The sequence below is a fragment of the Bacillus daqingensis genome, from assembly GCF_042654445.1.
GTDB classification, from domain to species: Bacteria; Bacillota; Bacilli; order Bacillales; family Salisediminibacteriaceae; genus Alkalicoccus; species Alkalicoccus luteus.
On sequence record NZ_JBHSGK010000007.1, the window covers coordinates 47,491 to 73,585 of the forward strand.

28 protein-coding genes are annotated in these 26,095 nt (G+C 49.9%); 14 read left to right on the forward strand and 14 right to left on the reverse strand.

From position 1 onward, the window contains the following. Positions 1 to 563 precede the first annotated feature (563 nt). Positions 564 to 1,283 (forward strand): C40 family peptidase, encoded by a 720-nt coding sequence (locus ACFO4L_RS08335; RefSeq protein WP_377909223.1) that lies wholly within the window; start codon positions 564 to 566, stop codon positions 1,281 to 1,283. 222 nt (positions 1,284 to 1,505) lie between these two features. Further along, positions 1,506 to 1,721, forward strand: a complete 216-nt coding sequence (locus ACFO4L_RS08340; RefSeq protein WP_377909224.1) for a hypothetical protein — start codon at positions 1,506 to 1,508, stop codon at positions 1,719 to 1,721. Between the two features lie 161 nt (positions 1,722 to 1,882). On the opposite strand, the gene ACFO4L_RS08345 is transcribed toward ACFO4L_RS08340, so the two are convergent. Next, entirely contained in the window at positions 1,883 to 2,392 is a 510-nt protein-coding gene (locus ACFO4L_RS08345) for a hypothetical protein (RefSeq protein WP_377909225.1), read from the reverse strand. A gap of 200 nt (positions 2,393 to 2,592) precedes the next feature. Between ACFO4L_RS08345 and ACFO4L_RS08350 the strand changes: the two genes are divergently transcribed. Then, positions 2,593 to 3,057: a DinB family protein gene (locus ACFO4L_RS08350; RefSeq protein ID WP_377909226.1), complete on the forward strand. Its 465-nt coding sequence runs from the start codon at positions 2,593 to 2,595 to the stop codon at positions 3,055 to 3,057. On the opposite strand, the gene ACFO4L_RS08355 is transcribed toward ACFO4L_RS08350, so the two are convergent. Genes ACFO4L_RS08355 through ACFO4L_RS08365 form a run of 3 tightly spaced genes read right to left on the reverse strand, consistent with a single transcriptional unit; the run spans position 3,052 to position 5,194 of the window. Beyond that, the gene (locus ACFO4L_RS08355; protein ID WP_377909227.1) at positions 3,052 to 3,708 is read right to left on the reverse strand and encodes an MtnX-like HAD-IB family phosphatase; all 657 of its coding nucleotides are present in this window, start codon (positions 3,706 to 3,708) and stop codon (positions 3,052 to 3,054) included. The two genes, ACFO4L_RS08350 and ACFO4L_RS08355, sit on opposite strands and share 6 nt — an antisense overlap. A 36-nt stretch (positions 3,709 to 3,744) precedes the next feature. Further along, on the reverse strand, positions 3,745 to 4,422 hold the full coding sequence (locus ACFO4L_RS08360; RefSeq protein WP_377909228.1) for a DUF2071 domain-containing protein: 678 nt from the start codon (positions 4,420 to 4,422) through the stop codon (positions 3,745 to 3,747). Continuing rightward, positions 4,412 to 5,194, reverse strand: a complete 783-nt coding sequence (locus tag ACFO4L_RS08365) for an alpha/beta fold hydrolase (protein ID WP_377909229.1) — start codon at positions 5,192 to 5,194, stop codon at positions 4,412 to 4,414. Before ACFO4L_RS08365 ends, ACFO4L_RS08360 begins: the two co-directional genes overlap by 11 nt. A gap of 74 nt (positions 5,195 to 5,268) precedes the next feature. On the opposite strand from ACFO4L_RS08365, the gene ACFO4L_RS08370 reads away from it, so the two are divergent. Next, on the forward strand, positions 5,269 to 6,165 hold the full coding sequence (locus tag ACFO4L_RS08370; protein ID WP_377909230.1) for an Nmad3 family putative nucleotide modification protein: 897 nt from the start codon (positions 5,269 to 5,271) through the stop codon (positions 6,163 to 6,165). On the opposite strand, the gene ACFO4L_RS08375 is transcribed toward ACFO4L_RS08370, so the two are convergent. Beyond that, complete coding sequence (locus tag ACFO4L_RS08375; RefSeq protein WP_377909231.1) at positions 6,166 to 7,044, reverse strand: SMP-30/gluconolactonase/LRE family protein; 879 nt, start codon at positions 7,042 to 7,044, stop codon at positions 6,166 to 6,168. A 165-nt stretch (positions 7,045 to 7,209) separates the two neighbouring features. Between ACFO4L_RS08375 and ACFO4L_RS08380 the strand changes: the two genes are divergently transcribed. Continuing rightward, complete coding sequence (locus tag ACFO4L_RS08380; protein WP_377909232.1) at positions 7,210 to 7,953, forward strand: sugar phosphate isomerase/epimerase family protein; 744 nt, start codon at positions 7,210 to 7,212, stop codon at positions 7,951 to 7,953. Between the two features lie 73 nt (positions 7,954 to 8,026). On the opposite strand, the gene ACFO4L_RS08385 is transcribed toward ACFO4L_RS08380, so the two are convergent. Further along, on the reverse strand, positions 8,027 to 8,509 hold the full coding sequence (locus tag ACFO4L_RS08385; protein ID WP_377909233.1) for a DUF4188 domain-containing protein: 483 nt from the start codon (positions 8,507 to 8,509) through the stop codon (positions 8,027 to 8,029). A 5-nt stretch (positions 8,510 to 8,514) separates the two neighbouring features. Next, complete coding sequence (locus tag ACFO4L_RS08390; RefSeq protein ID WP_377909234.1) at positions 8,515 to 9,045, reverse strand: PadR family transcriptional regulator; 531 nt, start codon at positions 9,043 to 9,045, stop codon at positions 8,515 to 8,517. 146 nt (positions 9,046 to 9,191) lie between these two features. Between ACFO4L_RS08390 and ACFO4L_RS08395 the strand changes: the two genes are divergently transcribed. Beyond that, positions 9,192 to 9,971 (forward strand): SDR family oxidoreductase, encoded by a 780-nt coding sequence (locus tag ACFO4L_RS08395; protein WP_377909235.1) that lies wholly within the window; start codon positions 9,192 to 9,194, stop codon positions 9,969 to 9,971. A 205-nt stretch (positions 9,972 to 10,176) separates the two neighbouring features. On the opposite strand, the gene thpD is transcribed toward ACFO4L_RS08395, so the two are convergent. Then, positions 10,177 to 11,103 (reverse strand): ectoine hydroxylase, encoded by a 927-nt coding sequence (gene thpD / locus ACFO4L_RS08400; RefSeq protein WP_377909236.1) that lies wholly within the window; start codon positions 11,101 to 11,103, stop codon positions 10,177 to 10,179. A 585-nt stretch (positions 11,104 to 11,688) separates the two neighbouring features. Between thpD and sat the strand changes: the two genes are divergently transcribed. Genes sat through ACFO4L_RS08440 form a run of 8 tightly spaced genes read left to right on the forward strand, consistent with a single transcriptional unit; the run spans position 11,689 to position 20,474 of the window. Beyond that, positions 11,689 to 12,837, forward strand: a complete 1,149-nt coding sequence (sat, locus tag ACFO4L_RS08405; RefSeq protein WP_377909237.1) for a sulfate adenylyltransferase — start codon at positions 11,689 to 11,691, stop codon at positions 12,835 to 12,837. Positions 12,838 to 12,857: 20 nt separating this feature from the next. Beyond that, positions 12,858 to 14,105, forward strand: a complete 1,248-nt coding sequence (locus ACFO4L_RS08410) for an SLC13 family permease (RefSeq protein ID WP_377909238.1) — start codon at positions 12,858 to 12,860, stop codon at positions 14,103 to 14,105. 13 nt (positions 14,106 to 14,118) lie between these two features. Further along, positions 14,119 to 14,730: an adenylyl-sulfate kinase gene (cysC, locus tag ACFO4L_RS08415; RefSeq protein WP_377909239.1), complete on the forward strand. Its 612-nt coding sequence runs from the start codon at positions 14,119 to 14,121 to the stop codon at positions 14,728 to 14,730. Positions 14,731 to 14,749: 19 nt separating this feature from the next. Further along, positions 14,750 to 15,442, forward strand: coding sequence for a phosphoadenylyl-sulfate reductase (locus tag ACFO4L_RS08420; protein ID WP_377909240.1), 693 nt, complete (start codon positions 14,750 to 14,752; stop codon positions 15,440 to 15,442). A 1-nt stretch (position 15,443) separates the two neighbouring features. Then, positions 15,444 to 16,187, forward strand: a complete 744-nt coding sequence (cobA, locus tag ACFO4L_RS08425; RefSeq protein ID WP_377909241.1) for a uroporphyrinogen-III C-methyltransferase — start codon at positions 15,444 to 15,446, stop codon at positions 16,185 to 16,187. A gap of 11 nt (positions 16,188 to 16,198) precedes the next feature. Continuing rightward, the gene (locus tag ACFO4L_RS08430; RefSeq protein ID WP_377909242.1) at positions 16,199 to 16,954 is read left to right on the forward strand and encodes a sirohydrochlorin chelatase; all 756 of its coding nucleotides are present in this window, start codon (positions 16,199 to 16,201) and stop codon (positions 16,952 to 16,954) included. Positions 16,955 to 16,990: 36 nt separating this feature from the next. Then, positions 16,991 to 18,745 (forward strand): assimilatory sulfite reductase (NADPH) flavoprotein subunit, encoded by a 1,755-nt coding sequence (locus ACFO4L_RS08435; RefSeq protein WP_377909243.1) that lies wholly within the window; start codon positions 16,991 to 16,993, stop codon positions 18,743 to 18,745. Between the two features lie 22 nt (positions 18,746 to 18,767). Continuing rightward, positions 18,768 to 20,474, forward strand: a complete 1,707-nt coding sequence (locus tag ACFO4L_RS08440; RefSeq protein WP_377909244.1) for an NADPH-dependent assimilatory sulfite reductase hemoprotein subunit — start codon at positions 18,768 to 18,770, stop codon at positions 20,472 to 20,474. On the opposite strand, the gene ACFO4L_RS08445 is transcribed toward ACFO4L_RS08440, so the two are convergent. The 6 genes from ACFO4L_RS08445 to ACFO4L_RS08470 all read right to left on the reverse strand — a co-directional run bounded on the left by ACFO4L_RS08445 (position 20,453) and on the right by ACFO4L_RS08470 (position 25,836). Beyond that, positions 20,453 to 21,049: an NAD(P)-dependent oxidoreductase gene (locus ACFO4L_RS08445; protein ID WP_377909245.1), complete on the reverse strand. Its 597-nt coding sequence runs from the start codon at positions 21,047 to 21,049 to the stop codon at positions 20,453 to 20,455. The two genes, ACFO4L_RS08440 and ACFO4L_RS08445, sit on opposite strands and share 22 nt — an antisense overlap. 328 nt (positions 21,050 to 21,377) lie before the next feature. Continuing rightward, the gene (locus tag ACFO4L_RS08450; protein ID WP_377909246.1) at positions 21,378 to 22,382 is read right to left on the reverse strand and encodes an aliphatic sulfonate ABC transporter substrate-binding protein; all 1,005 of its coding nucleotides are present in this window, start codon (positions 22,380 to 22,382) and stop codon (positions 21,378 to 21,380) included. A gap of 16 nt (positions 22,383 to 22,398) precedes the next feature. Next, positions 22,399 to 23,160, reverse strand: a complete 762-nt coding sequence (locus tag ACFO4L_RS08455; protein ID WP_377909247.1) for an ABC transporter permease — start codon at positions 23,158 to 23,160, stop codon at positions 22,399 to 22,401. Next, positions 23,093 to 23,938, reverse strand: coding sequence for an ABC transporter ATP-binding protein (locus ACFO4L_RS08460; protein ID WP_377909248.1), 846 nt, complete (start codon positions 23,936 to 23,938; stop codon positions 23,093 to 23,095). The genes ACFO4L_RS08455 and ACFO4L_RS08460 overlap by 68 nt, the downstream gene beginning before the upstream one ends. A gap of 149 nt (positions 23,939 to 24,087) precedes the next feature. Then, positions 24,088 to 25,593: an EAL domain-containing protein gene (locus ACFO4L_RS08465; RefSeq protein WP_377909249.1), complete on the reverse strand. Its 1,506-nt coding sequence runs from the start codon at positions 25,591 to 25,593 to the stop codon at positions 24,088 to 24,090. Positions 25,594 to 25,626: 33 nt separating this feature from the next. Further along, complete coding sequence (locus tag ACFO4L_RS08470; protein WP_377909250.1) at positions 25,627 to 25,836, reverse strand: hypothetical protein; 210 nt, start codon at positions 25,834 to 25,836, stop codon at positions 25,627 to 25,629. Positions 25,837 to 26,095 lie beyond the last annotated feature (259 nt).

Below are 26,095 nucleotides of genomic sequence, written 5' to 3' on the forward strand. Positions count from 1 at the left end.
ATCTGCTAATGGCTGAGATTGATATAAAGATAATACGCCTGCGCCTTCTTATTCTTCGCTTTTCCTTATAGAAAAAGGAGGAAACAGTTTCACTCGTTTGCTTTGCAGCATGGGTGAACGAAGCGAGAACAAGAGACATTTGTGGTGGAATGAGCTGAAAAGATCCCGAGCGGGGAAGCTGAGCAGTCTGAATAAGCCAAGCCTCACGAGAGGCGGTGACGTTTCCTCCTATTCAACCGTACGAGATAACAAACCTTTCTATAAAGAAACTGAAAAACCTGAATAATTAACTGAAAAATAAGAAAAAGAGCCGTTAATTTACTATCTTTTTGAAGGTTACGCGTTTTTTGTCTATTAATTTAACGAGAACAATACAGATATTACAGGGAGATAACAAAGCAATGTTAAAACAATAACAATAAACAAAAGGGGTTTTATTATTACCCGATCATCTGTACAGTGAAACCTGTTAGCGAAAAAAATACAGTTTAAATCTAAACAGATTACCTAAAAGATAAAGAGAAACCTTAAAAAAATTAGAGAGAAAGTGGGAGTGTTTACACATGAAAAAATTTGCACTTAGCCTAGCAGTAGCCGGAGCGATTTTTGCAGCACCAACGGTAACAGACGCGATGAGTATGGGAGATCGTGGTGACGATGTTCGAGAACTGCAGGAATCTTTAGCAGATGCAGGATATAATAGCTCTTCTAACGTGGATGGCGTATTTGGTCCATTGACGCTTTCAGCAGTGCAGGATTACCAGTCTTCAAATGGTATTTCCAGCCCGGCAGGAAACTTCTACGGGACAGCTGGACCAGCAACACAGTCTTCTTTAGGTCTTGACGGTTCCGGCAGCACAGCATCTTCCGGATCCAGCTCATCAAGCTCTGACTCTTCTTCCCAGGTAGCGGGAACAAGTGATGTAAGCAATGCGGACGGTATTATTTCTACAGCACGCAGCTTGACTGGATCTCCTTACGTATGGGGCGGTACGAGCCCATCCGGATTTGACTGCAGCGGTTTCATCCAGTATGCGTTCCAGCAGAACGGTGAAAATGTACCACGTACAGTAGCTGAAATGTGGAGTGCAGGTACACCGGTATCCAACCCGCAGCCGGGAGATCTCGTATTCTTTGAAACACGTACAGGTCCTTCCCACGCAGGGATTTACCTAGGAAACAATGAATTTATTCACGCTGGATCTTCTACAGGTGTAACGATTTCCAATATGAGCACAAACCCTTATTGGAGCAGCACGTACATCGGTGCACGCAGCATGTAATAGAAAACGAAGCCTCCGCTTTCACGAGCGGAGGCTTTTCTTTCGTCCGTTTGAAGATGGGTTAATCGCCCACACAGGTGAGAGGGATTGTCTTCCTGCAGATAGCTGTTTTGTTCTGTATGATCACGGCGGGTGTGTGTGATCGGCGATCTATTTCGAACATAGACGTTAATTTCCGGAAGAAGTAGGGTATCACATCACCATAACCGGAGGTGACAAACGATGAAAATGGTGTATACGTTTAAGGATGGCAAAAAACATGTAGCAGCACTCGATCCGGAAAGAGAAATCACCGGGGACAACGAAATTGTCAGCATGCTGAAGGAAAAGCGAAAGAGCAGAGAAAAAATTGCGCTTCACACAAGTGACGGTGAAGAGTATATGGTTCATTTCCGAGATGTAGCCAAACTCGAAGTGATCTTTGAAGAACATGAATAGGCACAGGCTTCACCAGTATGCTTCAGGGTTTGCCTGAGGCATTTTTTAATGGTCAGCTCGTGCTTATCAACTCAACAGCAGGCCGTAAACCAGTTAGCAACAAGAAGCCCCCGCCAGCGTTGGGCAGGGGGTAAGCAACATGCAATCTGTTCATCTTTGACTCAGGTGCGGTAAAGTTTTTTTTCCAGCCGTTCTTTTCTCGCTTTAAAACCGCCCGGGGTTCCGTCGCGCAGGCGAAGCTCCGCTGCTTTTTCACTGACCTCAGCCGCCTTGCTGTATTCCCCATTTGCCTCATAAATTTCTGCTGCTGTTAAAAAGGCAGGAATAGACGGGGGGATAAAGTCCAGCAATGATTCTTTATGATATTCGTTTTTATACGCTGCGATAATATCAGGAGCTATTGCCATATTTTCCTTGCACAGCTGCAGGCACTTTGCTTCTGCTTCCGGGTCGCTCAGCTGTCTGCAATAATAATCGATGGCGTGATTGTACCAGAAGTGCATATCGAATACGTTATTTTCTGCCTCCCGGAACGCAAGCTGCAAATATTCCCGGGCTTTTTCGTCATCTGAGAATTTCGCCTTTTGAAATTCTTCCATCGCAAGAATGTAACGGTCGTTTTGTTTTGGCATCTTGCTGTCCTTATCTTTGTCAGACGAGAAAAATCCCATTGGTAAGCTCCTTTCAGTTAGCGCGATTGGCTTTCTAATTGCCTGTACCCTGTTGAGTCAGATATTAACAAAAAACCGAGGAAAATAAGCACATATACACAGGAGATTAGAAACCAGCAGGAGGACCCGCGTTTGACAGAAAGGTCCTGTAACCGTGATACTGAAACGTAGCACGTACATGCAGTATGGAGGAATGTGACATGGCAGAATGGAAAATGGAAGCGATCATCCCCTTTGCAGGGATGCTGGAGGAACAGAATGAAACATGGCTGAAAACGCCGACCGCCCCGGCAAAGTGGGGAACGAGAGAAATAATCGGGCATTTATTTTACTGGGACCGTTTCCTGCTGGAGTCCGTAATGCCAGCTATGCAGGCAGGAAAACCAATTCCGCCGTTTCCGGTGCCGGATGTCTACAATCGGTCCGCTGTCGCAGCTCTTGAAGGACGCAGTGCGCACCGCCTCATTCGCGATTTTATTGAAACGAGACAGGCACTTGTTACCATGCTGAAGGAAACTGCGCCGGAGAGCGTGCCACAGCAAGGTTCTGACAAAACGTGGACCCCAGCGGAGCTCGATGCCTTTTTCGGCGCGCACGATGAACACCATCAGCTGCAGATTGAAACGTTTTTGCACGACAGAAACCAGGCGTACCGACGGTCATGACCGGTCAAGTACGCCTCGCTTTTTTAAGTCTGACGCTATATCCGAAAAATCATCTGCCTTCTCATACGGCGTTCCCATTCGATCAAGAATAGGCGGGAGCTTTTTCATTGCGTAAGTCACCGTCGCAAGAGATGCCGGATGAGAATCTGGTTCACTGTCTCCTGCAAAAAAGAGCGTATCGTACCGGCTGCCGAGCTCCTGCATCACAGCTTTTTTATCGATGCCGTAGCGCTCGTGATAAAAGCGGTCTGCCGGATCAGGGGTCAAATGAAGGCCGCCGTTCTCAACGTGGCCGGGATTGGAATAGACCGGTACATCGTGAATACCCGCAAGTGCCAACAGTTCGTGAATATAATACTCACATCCGGCGCTGATGATAATAAAATCACCGCCGGCTTTTTTGATTTGTTCGATGAATGGTTTGACGTGAGGGTCGAGGGGGATGCCCGCGATATCCTGTTTAATCGTCTCCTCAGGCTGCCCGATAGAGGCAAATACGGTGTTCAAAAAGTCTATGTCCTTCATTTCGCCGTTCTGCCATTTATGATAAAGTGCTTCTCCTTCGGGGAAGTATTTCTCGATCACAATCCAGTAAAAATCCTTTTGTGAAATCGTGCCGTCAAAGTCAGATACAAACGCCCAATTTGTCATCGTACCGCCTCCAGTCTCTTCTCTAAGCCTATCATATCAGCGCGTCCGCTGGAACGGATAAAAGTGGGTCACGCGCTCCGGGCAAAATTGGACCCTCGAACGTCCGGTAAAGGCATCCTCCGCAAGAAACGGGTACATACCGGAGGAAGAGACCTCGGCTTCGGCTTCGTACAGATCCCAGCCGCCGGGATTAATAACTGCTTTCTCAACACCGTTCTTCGTTTTCTTCCACATACAGGAACGATTTCCTGCCCAGTCGGCAAAAGTCGTTGTATCCCGCTGCGTTCCAGGCCGGAATGCAGCCTGGAAGCGTGCATCGCTTTTCAGCCGTTTACTCATGACGTGGTAGGCCGTATCCCGGCGCCGCTCGATTGATGCTTCGTAGAAAGGAAGCTTCAGCGTCAATCTCGCCCCTTTAACGACTGAGCGGTGGGATACATCAGATGAAAACATGTAAAGCCCCGGATCGCCGTCGTAGTCGAGGTAGGTGCGTACCTGCACTTCTTCGTATACAGGCAGTGAAAGCGAACGCCCTAAAAAAACAGCACTGCTGCTTCGGCACGTAAAGCAGGCAGTGGTCAGCCAGGCTTTTCCGTCAAAAAGGGATGGCTGGAACGGTTCCGGCAGTGCTTCAGCCAATCTGTCCGGGTCTACCTCCAAATGGTAAAGCAGCATGTTTTCCCACGTCTGCGTCGCAGTCGGTTTAGTCGGCATGAGGTGCGTCCTCCTCCTTTACAATCGAGCGGATGATGCTGTTAACCTGACTCGAAGCGCGTGTCGGGAGCTGGTGAAAGCCCTCTGATATGCGAATAAACCGAGCATGTGGGAGAACGGCCTTATATTGATTCACATATGGAAGGGCAATTGGATCCCAGCGTCCGTAAATGTAATAGACAGGTGCACGAACGGAGGATAGCTTCGGTAAAGCTGAGTAATGGCGCCCGCTCGTGTATAGACGCCTGATCGCTTCAGAGTCTGACTGCTCCGCCGTTCCCCATACGTTTTTTTCGATATCGGTTCGGGCGGAATGCGTCGTTCCCAGGGCGCGTCCGAGAAAACCAGTCCACCGGTTTTTGGTCAGTAATTCACCGAGATGTATCTTGTTCTCCAGCAGTTTCGTATTAACTTCCGGAAACGTGCAAAGCAGCAGAAGGCAAGCAGCACGTTCGGGATAGCGGATAGCAAAATCCTGCACAGGTGCCCCTCCCATGGAATAGCCGCACAGCGCCGCCTGTTCAATTCCCAGGTGATCCAGAAGGGCTGCTGCATCATCAGCCCACGAGGCTATTGTTTCTTTGCCGTCTGTTTCGCTGTACCCGTTGCCGCGCGGGTGGAATGTCAGGAGCCGGATACCATTCGGCAGCGCTTCCTGCTGGGGAATAAACGGCGAGCTTCCGAGGGCCGGCGGTGGAAACAGGAGCAGCGGAGGGCCGCTGCCTGTATCTTCGTAATAAAGCTTTAATGAATTTGATGTAAAATAGGGCATAATGCTTCACCTCCATTGGTTTCCTTTTCCCTGAACGAAGCCGATGAAACCGAGATGAGAAAGGTGTGGGAAAAATGGAAAACCTGATCTTCAGCCGAAAGGGATTCGATTCATCAGCTGGCCATGGCTATTCTCCGTATGATCCTGAAACGAGAAAATATGTCGTTCTGCCAATTCCGGAAACGGAAAAACGGGAAGCATTCGGCTATCGTGACATGATGCTTTCGTCAGACGCGCTTCCCGGCCTTAACGCTTCGTCGATGTACGAGCTGATTCAGCACCCGGACCTTCGCTACAGCAGCCGTGCTAAAAAAGCTTCTGAAGGAAAGGCCCACTATGATCCCGTGCTCGGGAAACCGGAATGGCTGGATGCTGGTCCGGATTTTGGCGTTTTCGGCCAGTCAGGTGCTGCAGCAGGTCATCTGCACGGTCATGAAACAGGGAAGGGGAGCCTTTTTCTTTTTTTCAGCCGGTTTAAGCCGCTTCCAGCACGGCTGCACAAGCTCGATCCGGAAGCAGGCTGGACAGAAGGAGTCTACTTCTTATACGGGTGGCTGCGGGTTGGAGACGTGTGGACCTTGCCTGAGCAGGTGCCTGAAGAGGTTCGGCGCTTCCATCCTCACGGTACCGCTGAAGCGTTCCGAAAGAAGAACAATACCCTCTATGCAGCTGCTGCTGAATTATTTCCTGGCAGCGGGATTCCCGGAAGCGGGTATTTTCCGCGATTAAAACCAGAGCTGCAGCTGTCATCGTCTTTACACAAAAACAGACCGGGAATATGGAGGCTCCCGGCCTTGTTCTATGAAGAGGCTTATCGACCTACGTACTTGCAGAAAGAAGAAAATTGGCTGCAGGCCAGCAAGAGCGATTATTATGTCCAATCCTCGGCCCGCGGACAGGAGTACATCAGTAAACTTGATTCACAGTCAAGAGATTGGGTCGAGCAGCTGTTCCGCTCTGCCTATTCCTGATTATGCCTGATCATCATAGCGGTAGGATTTAGCCCCGGAGACACCCGGACGGTATTTGAATATACCACCTGCATGAGGCTCCTGTTCAAGCTCTTCGTCGGTCCGGCCTTCGCGTCCGGTCGTAATAAACAGTTCATCCATATTTTTGCCGCCGAAGCAGCAGGAAGTAACGTTCGTAGCAGCGACTTCGACCGTTTCCAGCACCTGCTGCTCATCCGGACAGATGCGCCGCACGCAGCCGCCATCAAAAAAGGCGACCCAGAGCTTACCTTCTTCATCGATTGTCATCCCGTCGGGGTGTCCGCCGTCGTCAGGAGCAGTATACACAACATCCGGCTCGCCAAGTGTGCCATCTTCAAAGTTGTATGGATAGCGGCGGATTTCGTGCGTCGGCGTATCGATATAATAAAACACTTCTTTGCGTTCATCCCAAGCCATCCCGTTTGATACCGTTGCCCCTGTCAGCACCGTGGAGACGGTTCTGCCGCCGTTCAGGCAGTATAGGGCAGCGTCCCCGTCTTCCCCTTCCAACACCATCGTTCCTGCAAAAAAACGGCCTTTCGGATCGCATTTTCCATCATTAAAACGGTTCCCTGGTTTATCTTCTTCCGGATCATAGATGCTGTGGAGCTCGCCTGATTCCGGATCATACCGGTAGAACCCATGGTCAAGACCGGCGTAGATATCTCCGCTGATGGAGCGAACAGCACAGCCGACCCGCTGATCGAATGAATGTGTTTCATTTTCACCTAATGGATCAAGAAAATGAACGTTTTTCCCTTCAATATCCACCCATATAAGCTGCTGATTATCTTCGTCCCAGAATGGACCTTCAGCGAGCAGCGCTTTTGCATCATACAGGAGTTCTGCTTTTGACATGTTATCACCTCACCACTCTATTACCATCCGGGCTGAAAGAGAAACCTCAATCGGCAAATGGTGTGCTGTCGAAGATTTGTAAAAATCCAGAAAATAATCGGTTTTATCAAGCATGGGAACGAACTCTGATACAATAAGAGAAACGTTTTCAAAGGAGTGAATGCATTGACACTGCCAGTTGCTGTACAGCTTTTCACGCTCAGGGAAGAAACCGAACAGGATTTCAAAGGGACACTCCGCGAGGTAGCCAAAGTAGGCTATGAAGGAGTGGAATTTGCAGGATTTGGAGGACTTACTGCTGATGAGGTAAAGGATCTGCTGGAGGAGACCGGTCTCAAGCCTGCAGCTTCCCATGTTCCGATAGATCAGCTGCGAGATAACCTGGACGATACCATTGCATTTCATCAGGCGATCGGCTGCACAAGGCTCGTCTGTCCTTATTTAGATGAAGAAGACCGCGACTCGATTACAGCCTATGAAGCGGTGATTGGCGACCTGCGACGTATTGCAGATGCCTGCAGCAAGGAAGGGATCAGTTTGAGCTACCACCATCATGATTTCGAACTCAAGCCGATTGAGACGGTGATTCCTCTCAAGAAAATATGGAATACGCCTGGCATTCAAGCGGAAATTGATATTTACTGGCTTGTGAAAGCCGGAGAAAATCCGGTTGAATGGATTAAAAAGTATGCGGACTCGACAGAGCTTATTCATTTGAAAGACATGACGACAGATGGAACGGAAGATTTTGCTGAGCTCGGCACAGGCGGAATTGATGTCGAAGCCTGCGTGCGCGAAGCTGAAAAAGCCGGTGTGCAGTGGCTGATTGTGGAACAGGACCAGTCTCGCATCGGCGCGATGAAAAGCATCAAAAAAAGCTACGAGCATCTTACTTCATCTGTGCTTTAGAAGCTGTATACAGGAAAGAAGCGTGGGTCAGTTCTTGAGCCTACGCTTCTTTTTTTGGTGATAGCAGTGGCTTTTACTCCGCTTTTTGTTCCCTGCTGGCGCGCATACGGGCAGCAGCCTGGCGCGTCTCAGCTGTAACAGGAACGTGTCCGGCTGCTTTGGCAAGGCCGAATTTGGGCATGTTTGCATAGATGGCTTCATATGACTCAACTGCATACGTTTCATGGTAAATGCCTGCTGCGGTAGAGCGTCTTGCCAGCTGCATAAAGGTTTTCCATGCTTTACGGTGCCGATCTTCGTGTGCGTAAGCGAACAGCTTTTCTTCCGATTCCCAGTATTGAACAAGGTGGATGGATTTCCAGCCAAACATCGTTTCCAGCGAATAAAATCCGCTGTCTTTGTTTTCGTAAAGCTCTTTAATCATCGGCCCCATCGCTTTAAAGACAGGAAACCAGTTTTTAACTGAGAGCGGCTTATTGACGCGCATGCCAATAATAAATACGGTCAGCGGCTTATCCGGTAGGACAGTGTGAGGAGGCGCATAAATCTGCTTCATTGTTTTCACTCCTTCATGAATGTGATCGACTGCCGGCACCAGTCGAGTCCTGCCTTGGTCACGGCGATGCCATGACGAACAGTAAGCAGCCAGTAAGGCAAGTCCGGTGACGAACCGCAGCTTTCCATAAGAGACAATTCAATCTGCTCATAGACTTCCAGTCTTGCGGTCAGAAGCTGTTCATGCTTTTCCAGCTTCTTAATCGTTTCACGGTGATCTTCGTGCCGGCTGAAAAAAAGCTTCAGCAGCAGCTCGTTTTTTTGCACCGGCAGTTCATCCGGCACTTGCCTCAGCCATGCTGTCAATGCCATCCTGCCGGCTTCGGTCAACTTATAGCGGGTGCTGCCATTCTCTTCTTCTCCTTCGACTTCACCTGCTTCCACCAGAACGTTCAGCGTTGGATAAATTTGGCCGAAGCTGATCTTCCAAAAGTGGTTAAGGCTTCCGTCGATCTTCTTTTTCATTTCATAACCAGTCAAGCTCTCCGATGCAAGGAGACCGAGAAGCGCAAAACGGGTCCGGTTTTGTTTTGCCATACGTCACCTTCTTATATATCAAATTGATAGTATCTAATTGATATAATACACTGGTTTCAACTTCTTGTCTATAGCAAAGGAGAAAGGTTTGATTAAGCGTTAATAGGGGAAGAAACCTCCAAGATAAGGAAAAAGGAGTGGGTCACATGGATACATATACGTCGCTAAAAGGGAAAACAGCTGTTGTAACGGGCGGAGGATCCGGAATGGGCAAAGCGGCAGCGCTCCAGCTTGCAAAACAGGGCGTTCGAATTTGTCTTGTGGATGTAGACGGAGAGGCTCTTCAGAAAGCCGAAAAGGAGTTTGATGGCGATGTCATTTCAGCAGAAGTTGATACAACTGACGAGCAGCAGGTAAAGGATGCGTTTCAGCGCGCAGCGGATACATTTGGCTCCGTGGATATCGTATTTGCAAACGCCGGCGTGAACGGTACGGTTGCCCCGATTGAGGATCTCGAATCATCCGAGTGGAATAAAACGATTGAAATTAATTTGAACGGAACATTTCATACGGTAAAAGCAGCCATTCCTCATATGAAAGAAAATGGCGGCAGTATTATTTTAACGAGCTCAGTTAACGGTACGCGTGTATTCTCAAACTTTGGGATGTCTGCCTACAGCAGCACGAAAGCCGGTCAGCTCGCTTTTGGTAAAATGGCGGCGCTTGAACTGACGAACTACGATATCCGGGTCAACGTCATCTGTCCGGGATTCATTGAGACGGACATCGGCAGCAAAACATATCCTAAGGAAAAAGAGCTGGAAAAAGTCGAAATTCCGGTCGAATATCCGGAAGGAGACCAGCCCCTGGAAGGCCCTGGTGAGCCGGAGCAGGTAGCCGATCTCGTCTCCTTTCTCGCATCAGACGCGTCCAGGCATATAACCGGTACAGAAATGTTTATCGATGGAGGATCCTCCCTCTTATAACGGAAACGTCCGCACATCCAAATGGGTGTGCGGTTTTTTAAAGCGTTATTCACCTGATTCAGCCACATACGAAAAGCGAGTGCCCGCAAATACAGGCAGATGCGATGCGTCCGAAACTTTGCCGACAATCTAAAAGCAGCCCTGAAAAGAGCTGCTTCGTTCGTGAGCTGATTTTTTTCTGGAGTGCCGATGATACATCAATAATTTACTGACGTGCTGTCGATTTAGTTGATACCGGCTGGATCGGCTGGATGTTCTCGCGGTTAGCGAGGAATTCCGGTCGCGGCTCCTTGCCGCTGAACGGCTGTTCCAGCTTGTTCTCAATTGAATTGTAAACAAAAAATACGTTGCTGCGCGGGTAAGGTGAAATATTGCCGGCTGAGCCGTGCATCGTGTTGCTTTCAAACAGGAGTACGGAACCAGCTGGACCAGTGGCACGGTCAATTCGTCCGCCAGCCTGATCGACTAGCCAGCGCATGCTGTCTTCATCCGGAACTCCGACCTCCTGCTTCTGCAGGGACGATTCAAAATTGTTATCCGGCGTTTCGCCTGCAGTCTGCACATACCATTTATGAGAACCCGGTACGAGCATGAGCGGTCCATTGTACTCGTAATTATCTGTCAGGACAATCGAGCAGCTGAGTGCACGCATTCTAGGCATCCCGTCCTCGACATGCCACGTTTCAAAATCAGAGTGCCAGTAAAACTCTTTTCCTTTAAATCCTGGCTTAAAATTAATACGGGATTGATTAATATAAACCTGGCTGCCTAAAATTTGCTCCATAATAGAGACGAGCCGTTCATCTTTTGACAAGTTTTCAAAGTAGCTTTTATCTTTATGAACCTCAAAGATGGAACGGATTTCGTTGCTGCTCGGTTCTTTTATAATATCCGGACCTTCTTTATGCTGGTGATCCTCCATTGTACTGTCAAGCTCCTGCTTTAATTTTTTTAGCTCTTCTCCCTGGAAAAACGATTTCAGCAAAATGTAGCCGTTCTCCTCGTAAAAATCGACCTGCTCTGCAGAAAGCGGCCCTTCCGTTCGGGCGTTCTCATTGTGAATCACCGGATCCTGACGTCTGACAATCTGGGATGTTTCATTAACTCGGGACGGGTAAAGATCTTTGACCATTCTAAATTCCTCCTAAAAAAGTGTTGGGAAAACAGCGTGTTTGTCATCTTATGAACTACAAATAGAGAGCGAAATTAAAATACCTAAGTATGATGAATTACCAAATAAATGCTGTTTTCACCTGTCGAATCTGTACCCGCTGTCAGGTTAACTAAACAAATTTTCTCTATATTAAGACTTTTATACTGTGCTAATAAATGATCATAGGTACAACGGTTTGTTTCGTACTGCGAAGAAAGCAGGGGAGAATCTGCAATGTAAGAAAAAGCAGTTCAAAAATTCTGTTGCTGGATATCGAGTGATCGAAATCGTCAAAACCGTAAGCCTCGATCACTCATCAGACTCATTCAGACGTTTGCCCAGGCTAAAGGTGGATTAGAAAAAATAACGTGCTTCATTTTAATAACCGACTATATTAATGAGAATAATGTGTAAAATATGTTTTTTGTCAGATTTAGTATTGATTTTTCTTGTTATATCCATTAATCTTCAATACATCACATAAAACCAGCCGGTATTTTTTTTTTATGATTTTAAAGTCGAGTAAGTTGGTAAGAATAATGTGTTAAGAGAGGGGAAGATACGATGGTAAATCAGGCGCACGGAGGTACGTTAATCAATCGATTGTCTGAAAATAAGGCTGAAAGGGATCGAGCAGCTTCCCTGCCGGTCGTCACGCTTCGTTCATGGAACTTATCCGATCTGGAGTTGATCGGTCTTGGCGGTTTCAGTCCGCTGACAGGCTTTATGGATCAGGATGACTATGAGAGTGTGCTGAGAAATACGAGACTGACGGACGGCAGCATATGGCCTGTGCCTATCACTCTGCCCGTCACGGAAAAGGAGGCAGCGTTCTTATCAACTGGACAAGAAGCGGCTTTGACAGACGAAAAAGGAACGATTTACGGCCTTATTAAGAGCCGGGGAACGTTCCGGGCTGATTTAAAGCGGGAGGCCGAAATTGTTTATGGTACGTCGGATCCCGCGCATCCCGGGGTAGCCGCTCTGTTCAGCAGAGGAAGCCTGCTTGTTGGAGGGGAGATTACCCTGTTAAAACGTCTTCCGCATGCGTTTGGAGACTATCACCTTTCTCCTGCGGAAACCCGCCAGCTGTTTGAAGCGAAGGGCTGGAAAACGGTAGTCGGCTTTCAGACGCGAAACCCGGTTCACCGGGCCCATGAGTATATTCAGAAGAGTGCGCTGGAAACAGTGGACGGACTGCTGCTGAATCCGCTCGTTGGCGATACGAAGTCTGATGATATACCGGCTGATGTCCGCATGAAAAGCTACCGGGTGCTGCTCGATCATTATTATCCGAAAGAGCGCACAGCGCTGGTCGTATATCCAGCAGCGATGCGGTATGCAGGACCGAAGGAGGCACTGCTGCACGCCATCGTCCGCAAAAACTACGGCTGCACCCATTTCATTATCGGAAGGGATCATGCCGGAGTAGGCGACTATTACGGTACGTATGAAGCACAAGAATACACGGCTCCGTTTGAACAAGAGCTTGGGGTCACGCTAATGCGCTTTGAGCACGCCTTTTACTGCAAAACGTGCAAAAACATGGGGACGGCAAAAACGTGCCCGCATGACGGCGACCACCATGTTCATCTGAGCGGAACAAAAGTAAGAGAGCGTCTGCGAAACGGTGAATCTCTGCCAGAAGAGTTCTCTAGAAAAGAAGTAGCAGAAGTACTGATCAACGGATTGCAAAAAGCAGCGGTGCAGTAAAAGCGAGGAGGGGGTCCGTCATGACGGTTGAAATCGGGTTTGTCCTGATCGTGATTTCGGTCATGATCGGCCTGCTCATCACAGAGTGGCTGCGCGCTGATATGATCCTGCTTGCTGCTTTGCTCGTACTGTGGATAGGCGGTGCAATTGATACATCTCAGGCGGTGAGCGGATTAACGAACGAAGGGATGTGGACGGTGGCGCTATTGTTTTTAGTGGCCGGAGCTGTTCAGAGCCATCCGTCGTTAAAGAGACTTATCTTTTCAGGCCTGGGGAGCGGGAAGCGAAAAAGGCGTTCGCTTTTATCGATGATGTTTCCAATTGCGGGCATGTCGGCATTTTTGAATAATACACCAATCGTCGCTATTTTTTCCCCTATGATTCAGCGCTGGTGCGAGCAGCGGCAGATTTCACCATCTAAATTTCTAATGCCTCTCTCGTTCGCAGCGATTTTCGGAGGAACGATCACCCTCATCGGAACCTCTACAAACCTGCTAATACACGGCTTGATGCTGGATCGGGGGATGAGTGGATTTTCCATGTTCCAATTGGCAGCAGTCGGTGTTCCGGCAGCCGTGTTTGGCATTCTTTATATGGTGACCATTGGTTACCGGATTATGCCGAATCACGAACCGAAGCAGTCGGACCCTAAACCGCCTGCAATGATTGAAGGAAAAGGAGGTATGCTGCCGCTGCTGGTCCTTGCGGTGATGGTAGGAGCAGCTGCACTTGAACTTCTCTCGATGTTTGAAGCGGCGTTTGGTGCTGTCATTGTGCTGCTTGCTGGCAGGGTTCTTCCTTTAAAGGGCTTGCACCGGTTCATACGGGTGGATGTGCTGCTCATCATTATTTATGCGATTGGTATTGGTACAGCAGTGGAACAATCAGGAACGGCGGTCTGGCTTGCTGAGCATCTGGTCGCTGTATCTGCAGGGCTTGGAGTGATCGGCGTGCTTGCTGCCGTTTACCTGATGACATCGATCTTCACGGAGTTTATAACAAACAACGCGGCTGCTGTCGTGATGTTTCCGATTGCAGTAGCAGCAGCGCTTCAGTCCGGACAGGATCCGGCAGGATTTCTCACTGCAGTAGCCATTGCGGCCTCGGCAAGCTTTGCGACACCGGTTGGGTATCAAACTAATTTAATCGTGTTCCGGCCCGGCGGCTATCGTTTTATGGATTTTGTCCGCGTGGGGATGCCGCTCAATTTACTTTATTTTATTGTGACGATGGTTGTCGTCAGCGCAATATGGATTGATTTCAGCTGAAAGGGTGAAACATGTGAGTTCTCATTTAACTTGGCACGATTCGCACGTTAGAAAAGAAGACCGGGAAAAGCTCAACGGTCATCGAGGCTTTGTGCTTTGGTTTACAGGCTTGTCCGGCTCCGGTAAGTCCACGCTGTCTGCAGCGCTTGAACTGGAGCTGCATCAGCAAGGAGTAAGAACGTACAGGCTGGACGGAGATAACGTCCGGATGGGATTGAATCAGAATCTTGGTTTTTCAGCAGCAGATCGAGCAGAAAACATCCGCCGTGTCGGAGAAGCAGCGAAGCTGATGGCAGACGCAGGGTTAGTGACCTTAACGGCATTTATTTCTCCATATGAGAAGGACCGAGAGGGCGTAAAAGCTTCTCTAGGCGAAGATGTCGCGGAAGTATTCGTGAAAGCACCGCTTGCGGTTTGTGAAGAGCGGGATCCGAAAGGGCTTTACAAAAAGGCCCGGACAGGAGAGATCCGTAACTTTACCGGGATTGATGATCCGTATGAAGAGCCTGAAGCACCGGAATTAACACTTGATACAGGGAAGGATTCCATAGAGAAAAATGTGTCCTTGCTGATCACGTATCTGCAGGAAAAAGGTGTGATTTCGTCAGAAGCGAACAACCGCTGAATGAAAGGAGGCAGATCGTATGCAGCGATCATTTGACCAGATAACGGACGGAACGAAAGGTGCAGAGGGTGTTCTGCGCTGGGCGGCAGAAACGTACAAGGAAGATCTCGTGTATGCGTGCAGTTTCGGAGCAGAGAGCATGGTGCTGATTGATCTGCTTCACCGATTCAGCGTTCCAGCTGAAATTGTCTTTCTGGATACACATCTTCACTTTAACGAAACCTATGAGCTGATTGACCGGGTTCAGTCGAGATATCCTGAGCTTCGCATGACGATGCAGCAGCCTGAACTGACGCTGTCAGAGCAGGAAGAAGCATACGGACCGGAGCTTTGGAAGCGCAATCCGGACCAATGCTGCTATCTGCGGAAAATCAGACCGTTGGAGCGTGCGCTTCACGGTGTGCCAGCCTGGATTTCCGGGCTGAGACGGGCACAGTCCGAGTCACGAAAGCATACGGAATTTGTGCAGGAAGATGCGAAATTTGACAGCGTGAAAATATGCCCTCTCATCCACTGGACATGGGAGGATGTATGGAACTATATCGATGAACACCGGCTGGATTATAATCCGCTGCACGACCGCTCCTACCCGAGTATCGGCTGTGTTCCATGCACCGTCCCGTCAGACGGAGGAGACAATCGCGATGGACGCTGGGCCGGCACCGGCAAGACGGAATGCGGCCTGCATCTGCCGACGAAAAAGGAGGACTGACATGTATCCAGTAAAACTGACAGGTGCTGGACCGGGAGACCCGGATCTGATCACCGTAAAAGGATTAAGAGCCATACAGGAAGCGGACGTTATCTACTATGACAGGCTTGTCAGCCGGGAACTGCTGAAAGAGGCCAGTCCACACGCGGCACTTGTTTACTGCGGGAAAAAACCAGGTGGTTACGCAGTTTCCCAGGAGGATATTAATGCGATGCTTATTCGATCCGCTCTGAGCGGGAAGCGAGTTACGAGGCTGAAGGGCGGAGATCCGTTTATCTTTGGCAGAGGCGGCGAAGAGGCCATTGCATTGAAAGAGGCCGGACTCTCGTTTGAAGTAATCCCTGGTGTCACGTCCGGCGCTGCTGTACCGGCAAGCGCAGGCATTCCGGTCACCCATCGTCATGTCAGTTCTTCGGTCGGCATCATCGCAGGAGTTACAAAGCTGGACGATGACGCATATTGGCATCACACGGCGAACAGTATGGATACACTGTGCATTTACATGGGTGGCGGCAATATTCGTCTCATTTGCGAGAAGCTCATCCAGGCAGGAAAGCCAGCTGACATGCCGGCTGCTGTTATCTCAAATGGAACGACTGCAGACGAAGTAGTGGTCACAGCTCCGCTTCATGCCATTGCAGAAGAAGCGGCGGGGGCGCCGCAGCCGGCGATGATTGTGATTGGAGAAGTGGTCGGCTTGATGAGCAGACTGAACGGCAGTCTCAGAGAAGAAGTGGTGAGCTGAAGGAGGAGCATATGCAGGGTGTACTTTACATCGGACATGGCAGTCGATCACCGAAAACAAAAGAGGAATCCATTCAATTTATTCAACAGGTGGAGGCAAGAGTCGAAGCGCCGCTCCAGGAGCTCTGCTTTCTGGAACTGGAAAGTCCTACCATCAGGGACGGGTTTACCAAGCTCGTGGAAAATGGAGCGACGTCTATCGCTATTGTGCCGCTGCTGCTTTTGAGCGCCGGGCATTACTATGCTGACATCCCGGAGGAGCTTGAACACGTTCGTGAGGAATTTCCGCATATTCGAGTGACATACGGGCGGCCTCTGGGGGTTCAGCAGCGTACTGTCGAAGCATTGGCCAGGCGCGCAGAAGAAGCAGGTGCCATTACAAAAAACACGGTCATTCTGCTCGTCGGGAGAGGCAGCCGTTCGCCGGAAACGAAATCAGCTGTCCGTTTGACAGCGAAAAGGCTGAAGCGAAGGCTCGGTGTGAAAAAAGTAGAAACGTGTTATCTGGCGGCGTGCAAACCGTCTTTCGCAGAAGGAATGGAGAGTGCAGCTAAATACGATGATGTCATTGTGCTGCCTTACTTATGGTTCACTGGATTGTTGTACGAGTCAATGGAGCGCGAAGTGGCTGCTTCACCGTTCAGGCTGGCCCCATATCTTGGCGCGCACCTGTTGATGGTCGAGGCGCTTTCAGAACGAGCCGGACAGGCACTGCATGCTGAAACGATTGAAAACAGACTGGATGAGCATATGGCGTGGTGGATCTAAATGGCCAGAAACGGCCGCAGAAAGGGGAGAGTGAACTTGCAAGTTAGTGCACAAAACAGCCCGTTTACGGAAAAACAGGCAGGACTGTTAAATGAGCTGCTGCCGGAGCTGACAGAAGCTCAGGTTCAGTGGCTGGCAGGCTTTACGGCTGCAGCTGGAGCAGCGGGTACCGCGGTGCTGGAGCGTCCCGCCTCGGAAACAAAGACGGAATCGAGAAGTCTGACGATTCTTACAGCTTCCCAGACCGGAAATGGAGCGGCGCTTGCCGAGGAGGCTGCCGGAGCATTCGGACTGGAAGCAAGCGTTGTCGCTGCTGGCGATCTGAAGCCTAAAAAATTCAGCAGCCTGGAGGACGTCATCCTTATTGCAAGTACGCACGGTGAAGGCGACCCGCCTGATGAAGCGCTGGATTTATACGATTACTTATTCAGCAAGAAAGCGCCTGATTTGTCCCACATGCGCTTTGCTGTGCTGGCGCTTGGCGACAGCTCCTACGAATATTTTTGTCAGACAGGCAAAGATTTTGACGGAATTCTGGAAAAGCTCGGTGCAGAGCGAGTTCTTGAAAGAATCGACTGCGATGTAGATTACGAGGAGCCAGCAGCGACGTGGCTGAAGCAGGCAGAGCAGCAGTTTGCAGACGGAGAGCCGGTTTTGCCTGCCAGTGAGCCGACAGCGCTGCAGGAAAAAGCAGTGTATTCAAAAAAACATCCGTTTCCAGCAGAGATTGTCACCAATTTCTCCTTAAACGGCAGAGGGTCCGCGAAAGAAACGAGGCATATTGAACTGGACTTGGAAGCATCAGGGCTGACCTATGAGCCTGGTGACAGCCTCGGCATTCTGCCGGTTAACGATCAGGTGCTCGTAGAAGAGCTGCTTGGCGTCCTGGATTTCAATGGCCAGGAAACGGTCCTGTCAGGCAAGGAAGAAAAGACGCTTGCAAAAGCGTTGGAGCAGCTTGAAATTACGGTATTGACAAAGCCGCTGCTGGAAAAGCTTGCGGTTTATTCAGATCAGCTGGCTGCGTTAGAGGAGGCAGACAGGAAAAGCTATATGGAAGGTCGGGATCTTGTCGATCTGATTCAGGATAAAGCGCCGTGGACCTTTACGGCCCAGCAGCTGGTCGACAGCCTTCGTCCAATTCCGCCTCGTCTTTATTCAATTGCGAGCAGCCTGTCTGCAAATCCGGGTGAAGTACACCTCACGATCGGTGCCGTGCGCTATGAGACGCATGGACGGGAGCGTGACGGGGTCTGCTCGATTCAGTGTGCGGAACGGGGAGAACCGGGATCGACACTGCCGGTATTCGTCCAGTCCAACAAGTCATTTAAGCTTCCTGCAGATGAGAAACCGATTATCATGATCGGTGCCGGAACCGGAGTTGCTCCATACCGTTCATTTATGGAAGAGCGCGAGGAACGGGAAGCGGAAGGTGACAACTGGCTTTTTTTCGGAGATCAGCACTTTACGACCGATTTCCTCTATCAGACAGAGTGGCAGGGCTGGTATAAAGACGGGCTCTTAACAAGGTTGGATACGGCATTTTCAAGAGATCAGGACGAAAAAATATACGTGCAGCACCGTATTTTGGAACAAAGCAAGAGCGTGTTTGAATGGCTGGAGCGCGGCGCCGTTCTGTATGTGTGCGGCGATAAGGATCGCATGGCGGGAGATGTGCATGATGCACTGCGAACGGTGATTGTACAGGAGAGCGGACGTTCCGAAGAGGAAGCTGAAGCCTATTTAAAAGAGCTTAGAAGCGAGAAGCGCTATCAACGGGACGTATATTGATGCAATTGAAAGGAGAGGTTCCATGAGTACAAGCGGCAAGCCGAGTGAAACGGAACATATAAAACAAGACAGCAGCTATTTGAGGGGAAGACTTGAGGAGTTTTTCCAGGACCGTATCAGTGCCGGCATTCCGGAGGATCAGACAAAGCTGCTGAAGTTTCACGGGAGCTATATGCAGGATGACCGTGATTTGCGTGAAGAACGGCGAAAGCAGAAATTGGAGCCTGCCTATCAGTTTATGGTGCGCGTCCGGCTCCCGGCGGGGGTAGCAACGCCGGAGCAGTGGCTGACGATGGACCGGCTTGCAGATGAATACGGCAACGGCACGATGAAGTTGACGACGAGGCAGACCTTTCAGCTGCACGGCATCCTGAAGTGGAACATGAAAACGAGCCTGCAGCAGATGAACGAGGCGCTGATGGACACCATTGCTGCCTGCGGAGATGTGAATCGAAACGTCATGTGCGCAGCAAACCCCTCCCAGTCTGATGCGCATCGAAAGGTATATGACTCCGCCGCGGATATCAGCGAGCGTCTGCTTCCGAAAACGAGGGCTTACCACGAGATCTGGCTGGATGAAGAAAAGCTGATCGACACGAAAGAAGAGCAGGAGCCGGTGTACGGAAAAACGTATCTGCCCCGGAAGTTTAAAATAGGTGTGGCAGTTCCGCCGTCAAACGATGTTGATATTTATTCACAGGATATTGGCTTTATCGCCATTATTAGCGGAGGAAGACTGCTTGGGTATAACATTCTCGTCGGGGGCGGAATGGGCATGACGCACGGAGATGAAAAGACGTATCCGCAGCTCGGCAGAATGCTTGGCTTCGTCCCGGCTAAAAAAGCGGCGGAAGCAGCAGAAGCTATCCTGACTGTACAGCGGGACTATGGCGACCGCTCTGAGCGAAAGTATGCCCGTTTTAAATACACCGTCGACAGGCTTGGCATCGAGACGGTGCGGAACGAAGTCAATGAACGTCTCGGCTGGGAAGTAAAACCGGCAAAGCCTTATTCGTTTGACCGAAACGGCGATATTTACGGGTGGGATGATCATGCAGAAGGCCTGTCGCATCTGACCTTATTCATTCAAAACGGCCGTATTGCCGACAGCGGCGGATATGAGCTGAAAACGGCATTGAAGCGGGTAGCAGAGGTGCATGACGGAACGTTCCGGCTCACGCCAAATCAGAACGTCATCATTGCAGACGTTAAACCGGAAAACCGCAAGCAGATCGAGGCAATCGTGTCCGAATACGGTTTAACAGACGGTCGTGAGAACTCAGCGCTGCGCCGAAACTCCATGGCGTGCGTAGCGTTTCCGACGTGCGGGCTTGCTATGGCCGAATCGGAGCGGTATTTGCCTTCGTTGATTGATAAGTTGGAGGATATGCTGGATGCGAACGGTCTGCGTGATGAAGAGATCATTATCCGGATGACCGGCTGCCCGAACGGATGCGCAAGACCGTCGCTTGGGGAAATTGCCTTTATCGGAAAAGGACCGGGGACGTATAACATGTACCTTGGCGCCGGATTTAAAGGAGACCGGCTGAACAAGCTGTACCGGGAAAATATCGGAGAAGAGCAGATTCTGCAGGAACTGCAGCCGATCTTTGCCTCCTTCGCAAAAGAAAAGGAAACCGGGGAACGGTTTGGTGATTTTGTTATCCGCCGCGGCATTATTGAAGCAACGACGGATGGCGTTAATTTTCACGAAAAGGTGCGCAGCTGAGCAAGTTTATGCTGCTGAAGTTCAGCGCTTCTGAAGCGGGGATGGAGTAAAGACTCCAGCTCCGCTTTTTTCTTTTCAGCGGATAGAGAAGAGGCGGTAACCAGTTCTCGTGCAGCTGTTAAAAAAGAAACGTATGCGGCCTCCTCTGCAACGAGCGGCTCTATTTTGCTGCAAAGCGATTTAGCAAACAGCGGACCAGCCCCGCCGGAATGCACGGAAGCCTTTATCTGCCCGCGCTGGACGACCGCGGGGAAAACGATCGACCCCTTGCTGCTGTCCGCCGCATCATTAATCAGGCAGGCCCCAGGCTCCCAGCTGTAGATTGCCTCGTGAACGTCTTCTCCTGCAGCGAGTATAAGCAGAAAAGTATTGGTGTCGGAGGGAACTGCTTTTCGTCTTTCCCACTGGATTGAGTGCTCACTGATCCATCGCGTCATATCATCCGCGCATTCCGGACTGACGATCGTAATCGACGCGCCGGCTGAAAATACACGCTTTGCCCTTCGGAAGGCCACATTTCCTCCGCCAATAATGACAACATGCTTATTCGTCAAATTCAAACCGACAGGCTCCATCGAATCACTCTCCTTTAAATCCATTGTGTTGTTAGCAGTATACCGCAGGCGAAGTGCACCTGGACAGAGTAGCTGAACGGTGTATAAATCTTCCCAAACCTGACGGCCGCTGTGATACAGCATTACCCGTTCATCAAGACTAACACCATTAGGAAACAGCCAGCAGAATGCTTGATCTGCTGGCTGTTTCTGCACGCATATTGTTAATGGCAGTAGTCCATAAACCGTGTCGGATCAAATGGCTCCTCGTAAGCAGAGCCCGTTGCAGTGAACAGCAGGGATACTGCGATGAGCGGCAGGATGACCCATTTCATCTGCAGAACCTCCTTTATTCGGCGACGATATCATCAAGAATGCTCGTATCGACAAAACCGTCCAGATCCGGGTCGTCGTCAATGAATTCCAGTTCGTAGGATGCATCTGCCCAGGCCTGAAGAGCATCTGCATGTGTTTCGGTCGTGATTTCCATACGCTCCCAGGCTGCTTCAAGCACGTTCTCCGGCAGTCGAGTCTGAGTGAGGCTGTAGAGCAGGTCATTTACTGTTACAAGCGTGTCAGCTTCATTTTCTGCCGTATAGTCAACTGCTCGTTTATGAGCGCGGAGAGCACCTTCAACAGCCTCCGGGTTTTCTTCCAGAAATTCATTTGTTGTTACGATGACAACGCTCGCAAGCTCTTCACCAAGAAAGACCTCATTCCATTCGGTGACGACATTTGCGTTATGCTCCTCGACAAGAAGCGTTCCCCAAGGCTCCGGCGCCGCTGCTGCGTCGATTTGTCCCTGTTCAAACATCGCGACCATGCTGGCCGGATTAACGCGTGACTGATGCTCCACTTCCCCGCCAAGGCGGTTCGTTTCCATGCCTTTATCCTTCAGCATCATTTCGAGCTGGACGTTATGTGTGCAGCCGTTGCCAGGCGTGCAAAAGGATTTACCAGAGAAATCTTCGATCGTTTCAATACCGGAGTCCTTACGTGATACGATTAAGGTCGCTCCGTTCGCAGCTGCGCCTACGACGACGACATCTCCTCCTGCAAGGTGGTAGTTGATTGCAGGGCCCGGTCCGACATAGCCCAGATCAATGACACCGGTATCAAGCGCCTCAATAAAGTCGTTGCCGTTTGGAAAGTTGAGGTAGTCGACATCCGCGTCAATCTCTTCTTCAAAGTATCCTTTTTCTTTACCGACAATGCCCGCTGCGTGATCGAGGTTAGGAAAATAGCCGATTTCAACAGCGTCTGTTCCGCCTGCAGCTCCCGCTGAGTCATCCTCATCTGTTCCGCATGCTGTCAAAAGCAGCACCCCGGCTGCCAGTAGTCCCCACTTCTTCATATATCACTCACTCCTCTTATGTATTCGTCTGCAGTCCCCATCTGGACAGGACACGCTTTTCGACCTTGCTGAAAACAAAATACTCAACTATAAGTCCGATCGTGGCAATGATGATCATGATGGCGACAACAAGATCCATGTTGTAAAAATCACGTGCGTCCATCAGCGTACGTCCAAGTCCGCCTCGGCCAATCAGTTCAGCAGCCATCAGCGCCCGCCACCCGAAGGCCCACGCGAGTCTTGCGCCGGTGAGCACATTAGGCACTGCTGCTGGAATCATTACCTTCCAGACGAGTTCACTGCCGCTGTAGCCCATCGTGCGCGCTGCCCGCATGAGGATCGGCTGGACGTTTTTCATTCCCATCCGCATGTTCATCGTCATCGGCCACGTAGCTCCGAGTACAACGACGAACAGAATAGCTCCGCCGCCGCCCTGAAACAAAATCAGTGCGATTGGCAGCCACACGATACTCGGAACTGACTGCAGCGCAATCACGAGTGATCCGAGTGTTTCGTCAGCCAGCTTGGAAACACCGAGCAGAACGCCGAGAAAACCGCCGATGATTAAAGCAAGCAGAAAACCAAATACAATTCTGCCAAGGCTTTCCCCAAGAGCTACGCGGAGAATACCTGTATCAAACAGGCCAATGTACAGTTGTTCCACCGATCCGAGAGGGGAAGGGAACATAGCTGTCTGCTGTGAATAAATTCTATATATGATCTCCCATATCGCGATTAGAACGATAAAGAAAACCAGCCTTCTTACTGCGGAAGTCATCCCCCATCTCCTCTCTCATCACTTTTTCGATCTCTTTTTCCAGCATCTCCATAATTTGCTTTTCAAGCGATGTGAACGCTTCGGAGGCTGGATCACGCGGCCGCGGCAGATCAACCTTGAACTCGCCGCGGATACCGCCGGGTCTCGTGCCCATGAGAACGATGCGATCAGACAAAAGAATGGATTCACGGATATTATGCGTGACAAACAGCACGGTCTTTCCGGTAGTCTCCCAGATGTACTGCACTTCTTTGTGGAGCATCATTCTCGTCTGCTCATCAAGCGCTCCGAATGGCTCGTCCATCAACAGCACTTCCGGGTCCATTGAAAGGGCGCGGGCAATGGATACCCGCTGCTTCATTCCTCCGGAAAGCTCATGAGGATAGGCATACATAAAACGGCTCAAGTGGACGAGCTTTAAATAATCTTCGGCGCGCGAGCGGGATTCCGCTTTGGAAAACTGTTTTTTTAACGCAAATTCGACGTTCTCACGGACGTTCAGCCATGGCATCAGAGCGGCTTCCTGAAAGACGACCCCTCTGTCAGCACCAGGACCGGTAATCGCTTTACCTCCTGCTGATACTTGTCCTTCGGTTGCCGGCTCGAGTCCAGCCACGATATTTAACAGCGTGGACTTTCCACAGCCGGAAGGACCGAGCAGGGAAACAAATTCACCATCCTGTATGGTCAGATCGATATCATCAAATACGGTAAATGATTCGTTATCTTTTGTTGCGGGAAAGGTTTTTTCGACGTGCTGAATCGTAACTTCTGCCAAAGCATTCACCTCTTAAACGCATAATGTTGATTAATTTAGTTGGAATAATAAAATTAAGTATACCATGGTGGAACCTTCTGTCAATGCCATTCATCTAATTTCTGATTGGAAAGGTGGGATATCGGAATGAAAAAGAAGCCCCCTTCTTTTTAAAACAAAGGGGGTACATTTTCATTCGAGAAGGTAGGATCGTGCTGAAGATACGCCTTTAAAATAGGGAGGGATACTGGTTTTGCGCAGTAATATCCTTGTACGAAACCGCAGCGCAGCTCGCGGAGACGGCTCCATTGTCTGCTTGTTTCCACGCCTTCAGCGATAACGTCCAGTTCGAACAGACCTGCCACGGCAAGCATCTGTTCCACAATTTTTTCGGATTGAATGGAGCCGTTCAGCGACGCAATAAAGCTTCGGTCAAGCTTTAAAGTATGAAGCGGAAGCTGCTGGATATAGGTCAGGCTGGAATAGCCAGTGCCGAAATCATCAAGTGCGATTCGTACGTTCAACTGGCGCAGTGACTCGATAAAGTTTTTCAGCTTCTCCATAGATAAGGGTGCCGATGTTTCTGTTAATTCGAACTCCAGCTGAGAGGCTTTTATACCGGTTTCCTGAATCACTTCTTGTATATAAGAAATTAAATAGCCGCCTTTAGAGGGAAAGGAGGAAACATTAATGGCCAGACCTACAGGAATCGGCAGGGTGGCAATTTGACGGCAGGATTCAAAAATAACCCACCTGTCGATCGCATGCATCAGTCCGGCTTCTTCTGCGATTGGCAGAAAATCAGCAGGACTGATGTAACCCAACTCGGGATGTTGCCAGCGGATCAGCGCTTCCACTCCGCGGAGCTCTCCACTCTCTGTGTGGAACTGCGGCTGATAGACGAGTGCGAGCTTGCCCGAGCGCAGCGCTTCCGGCAAATCGCGTACGATCGTCCGTTTATAAGAATAGGAAGTGTGCATTCCGGACTCATACATGACAGTTTGATCGTACCCCTGTTTTTTGGCTTCCTGCAGGGCAATCGCAGCCTGCTGCAGCAATTCATCCAGCTGAATATCGTCTGGTCCGGAAACGGAAGTCCCGATGCTGCAAGTCAAACGTACTGGTCTGCGGCTGATTGAAAAAGGCTGTCCGCACGTGGTGTGAATTCGTTCAGATAGTCGCTGGATACCGCCTTCCGTTAACGGCTGTTCCACGAGAATGATAAATTCGTCTCCGCTGATCCGTACGATCAGCCCTTCTGAAACAGCCCGCTTCAGCCTTTCTGCCAGCTGGAGCAGCAGCGTATTGGCGTCCTCGAGGCCGAGTGAATCGCTGTGCAGCTTAAAATGATCAATATCTACATGGAAGACCGTTGTCTCTCGCAGCGAAGAAGCAGCACGCTGCTGCAAAAATGCGTAGTTATAGGCGTTTGTGAGCGGATCGTGAATATTCACATATTCCAGCTCAATGGCATTGGCAAGCAGGGAAGCCATGTTCTGCAAATGCTCGGCTTCTGATTCCGTGAAGGAGCGCGGGCGTTTGTCCAAAATGCAAATAGTTCCGAAAATAGTTCCGTTTGAAAGGGTGATGGGTACCCCGGCATATGCTTGAATGCCGAGCTTTTTTGTGATTTTTAAACTGCAGACAATATCGTGTTTGCGGGCGTTTGGAATCATCAGCGGCAGACCGCCGCCGTTTTTAATAAGCTGTCAGTAAGCATCCTCCAAAGGCATGGACGAACCAGGCTGCAGCGGTATAGAACCGTCGCCGGCAGTTGATATTACCGTAAACATCTCGTCAGTCGTATGGCTGATAAAAACGGTCCCGCGTCCAATCAGCGCTTCAAGAGTCTGGAGCGTTGTCGCACTGAATTGCCGCAGGGAATGATAGTAGGGCAGCTCATGGGGCTCGATATGCATCAGGGTCCCTCCTCTCCAAAGCAGTTTGTCCTGTTAAACACGTGAGCAGATCAATACGTGCATAGAAACAGAAGCAAATACCGTTTCTCTTCTGCAATCGTCAGCACGGACGGGTGTCTGAATAGTAAGTTATTTCTATCATCATCATAATACAGATATGATATAATTCAATAGTGGGATAATGTTGAAAGCTATTGAGTCTTTACTCACAAATGAATAGACATACTGATTTGAATGCAAAACTTTTGGCGCACGAATG